Below are 2,976 nucleotides of genomic sequence, written 5' to 3' on the forward strand. Positions count from 1 at the left end.
GCGATAATTGAATTAAAACGAGAGTGTCCGATCTTTTGTGTAACTGCGAACTGGTCCATGCTTCCTGAGAGGAGCAAGGACGATGACCATATCCAAGGAACTGCTGGACGAACTACTGAAGGGCTGCGAGCGGCCTGAAGACCTGCTTGGCGATGCCGTGACCTGCCACGGGATTTTTCCTCCACCGTCGATTAGAGTCCGGCCCAACTTGAGGACGGACAATGAAGCGAACGAGATTCACGGACGAACAGATCATCGGCATCCTTGGCGAGCACGAAGCAGGCGCAAAATGCGCGGACTTGTGCCGCAAGCACGGCATGTCGGAAGGCACCTTTTATAACTGGAAGGCCAAATTCGGCGGCATGACGGTGTCTGAGGCCAAGCGGCTGAAGACGCTTGAGGATGAGAACGCCAAGCTGAAGAAGCTGCTGGCCGAGCAGATGCTCGATCTGGCTGCAATGAAGGAACTGGTTTCAAAAAAGTGGTGACGCCTGCCGTGAAGCGCGAGGCGGTCGCGCATCTGAAGGCCCTTCTCGGGCTATCGGAACGGCGGGCGTGCCGGATTGCCGGGGCGGACCGCAAGATGGTCCGCTACCAGGCTAAGCGTGCGCCGGACACGGTTCTACGCGGTCGGTTGCGGGATCTGGCCAATGAGCGTCGACGGTTCGGTTATCGGCGGCTCTTCGTGCTGCTGCGCCGCGAGGAAGGGCTGGCGGTGCGCAAGCGAAAGGCCCGACGCAAGGCTGTCGGGACACGGGTGCCAATCTTGGTCGAAGCACGGCCGAACGCACGTTGGTCATTGGATTTCGTCCACGACCAATTCGCCAGCGGCCAGCGCTTCCGGGTGCTCAACGTGGTCGACGATGTCACCCGGGAGTGCTTAGCGGCAATCCCGGATACCTCGATTTCGGGACGGCGTGTGGCACGCGAGCTGACGGCATTGATCGAGCGGCGCGGAAAGCCTGGCATGATTGTCAGCGATAATGGGACCGAACTAACCAGTAACGCGATCCTGCGCTGGTGTTCCGAGCATCGGATCGAATGGCACTACATCGCGCCGGGCAAGCCCATGCAGAACGGCTTCGTCGAAAGCTTTAACGGGCGGATGCGCGACGAGCTACTTAACGAGACCATGTTCCGCAACCTGGCACATGCCCGCGTCGTGATCCCCGCATGGGCCACCGGCTACAACACCGAACGCCCGCATTCGGCCTTGAATTACCAGACCCCGGCCGACTACGCGCGGACCCTGACCACCGCAATCGCCCGCCCCGATACGCGAGATGAAAGCTCCGCGTGTCGGGCGATTGCTCAACCTGCGCCAATCGGCGTAAACATCAATCGGGCTCAAGTCACAGCTGGATGAGAGTTCCGTGGCAGGTCAGCCGGGCTAATGAAAGAGCTCAAGATCAAGCTGATGGAGCGGATGCTCGGTGCTGAGCTGACGGCACATCTGGGCTATGAAGACGGCAAGGATGCCCCGCCTGATCAGGCCAACCGTCGCAACGGCTCATCTGCCAAGAGATTGAAGGGGCAAGACTGCGAACTGCCTATCGCTGTGCCGCGGGACCGGCCCTCTCGGCAGATTGCTTTGCAATCGCCTGCCGGGTAGTAGACGGCAGCTTCGAGCCTGAACTGGTGAAGAAGGGGCAGACCCGCATTGATGGGATGGATGACAAGATTATCGGGCTTTACGCCGCCGGTCTGACCGTCCGCGACATCCGTGCTCATCTTGAGGACGTCTATGGCCTGCAAGTTTCGCCAGACTTGATCAGCCGCGTGACCGATGCGGTGCTGGATGAGGTTCGGGAATGGCAGTCCCGGGCGCTGGACCGGATGTATCCCATCGTCATTTTTGACGCTCTACGGGTCAAGATCCGCGACGCCCCTCTCGGGACATTGCTTCGCAATGCCCTGCCGGGCAGTGGATAGCCGCATGGTCAAGAACAAAGCCGTCTACGTGGCCCTCGGCGTCAGCAGGGATGGCGTGCGCGAGGTTCTCGGTCTTTGGATCGCTGACAACGAGGGCGCCAAATTTTGGCTCTCGGTGATGACAGAGCTGAAGAACCGTGGGCTGCAAGACATCCTGATTGCGGTCGTAGATGGTCTCAAGGGCTTCCCTCCCTCTCATCGAAACTGCGTTTCGACTGCCGGGCAACGGATGCCATCACAGCAGCCTTTCCGGACACGGCCGTGCAAACGTGCATTGTTCATCTCGTGCGCCATTCGCTGAACTTCTGTGCTTGGAAAGATCGCAAGGAGGTGGCAGCCGATCTGCGGCGGATTTACAGCGCCCCTACAGCCGATCAAGCTGGCTTGGAGTTGGATGCCTTCAAGGAAAAATGGGCCGGGAAATATGCCTCCATCGCACCGGCCTGGCGCAGAGCTTGGCAGGAAGTGATCCCGTTCTTTGCTTTTGATCCTGCCATCCGGAAGATCATCTACACCACCAACGCCCCCTCTCGGCAGCATGCTTTGCATGCGCCTGCCGGGCAATGATTGAAAGCTTGAACCGTGTAATCCGCAAATCGATCAAGACGCGGGGATCGTTCCCGACCGAAGACGCTGCAACGAAGCTGATCTACTTGGCGATCCGCAACTTTGAGAAAGGCGGCCGGAATGTTCGAGAATGGTTTGCGGCCCGCAATCATTTCGCCATAATGTTCGAGGATCGCTTCAATGCGTGACTGTATCTAAAACCCGCATGGGCCAGGCCAGATACACAAAGTTCATGACACTCCCCTGCGCGTTCTTAAAGAAGTTCGCCCGCCGATCACCAGAAAAGCCAAGGGTGAAACTGTTCACCACGAATTATGATCTGTGTATCGAGACCGCAGGTCTCCGCCTTAGTGTGGTGCTGATCGACGGGTTTTCCCGCAGTGCAGAACAGCGGTTCAACCGAGATCACTTCAACCATGATATCGTTCGGCGGGTAGCTTCCAGCACGAAGGCCGACTACCCGACGGTGTGTTCCAC

2 protein-coding genes and 1 pseudogene are annotated in these 2,976 nt (G+C 58.6%); 2 read left to right on the forward strand and 1 reads right to left on the reverse strand.

Annotated features, from left to right (window positions below; all coding sequences use genetic code 11):
* Window positions 1-221: 221 nt before the first annotated feature.
* Window positions 222-1,366 (forward strand): IS3 family transposase gene (locus A3722_RS13745; RefSeq protein WP_150120486.1). Its coding sequence is split into 2 segments (ribosomal slippage): window positions 222-474 and window positions 474-1,366, totalling 1,146 coding nucleotides; the frame shifts between segments, so codons are not numbered across the junction.
* A gap of 27 nt (window positions 1,367-1,393) precedes the next feature.
* Window positions 1,394-2,687 (forward strand): annotated as a pseudogene (locus A3722_RS25320) (IS256 family transposase).
* An 86-nt stretch (window positions 2,688-2,773) separates the two neighbouring features.
* Here A3722_RS25320 and A3722_RS24825 read toward each other — a convergent pair.
* A partial coding sequence (locus tag A3722_RS24825) for a hypothetical protein (protein WP_236627417.1) occupies window positions 2,774-2,976 on the reverse strand: 203 nt, incomplete at its 5' end.

The organism is Sulfitobacter sp. HI0027, from assembly GCF_001634775.1.
Taxonomy (GTDB): domain Bacteria; phylum Pseudomonadota; class Alphaproteobacteria; order Rhodobacterales; family Rhodobacteraceae; genus Sulfitobacter.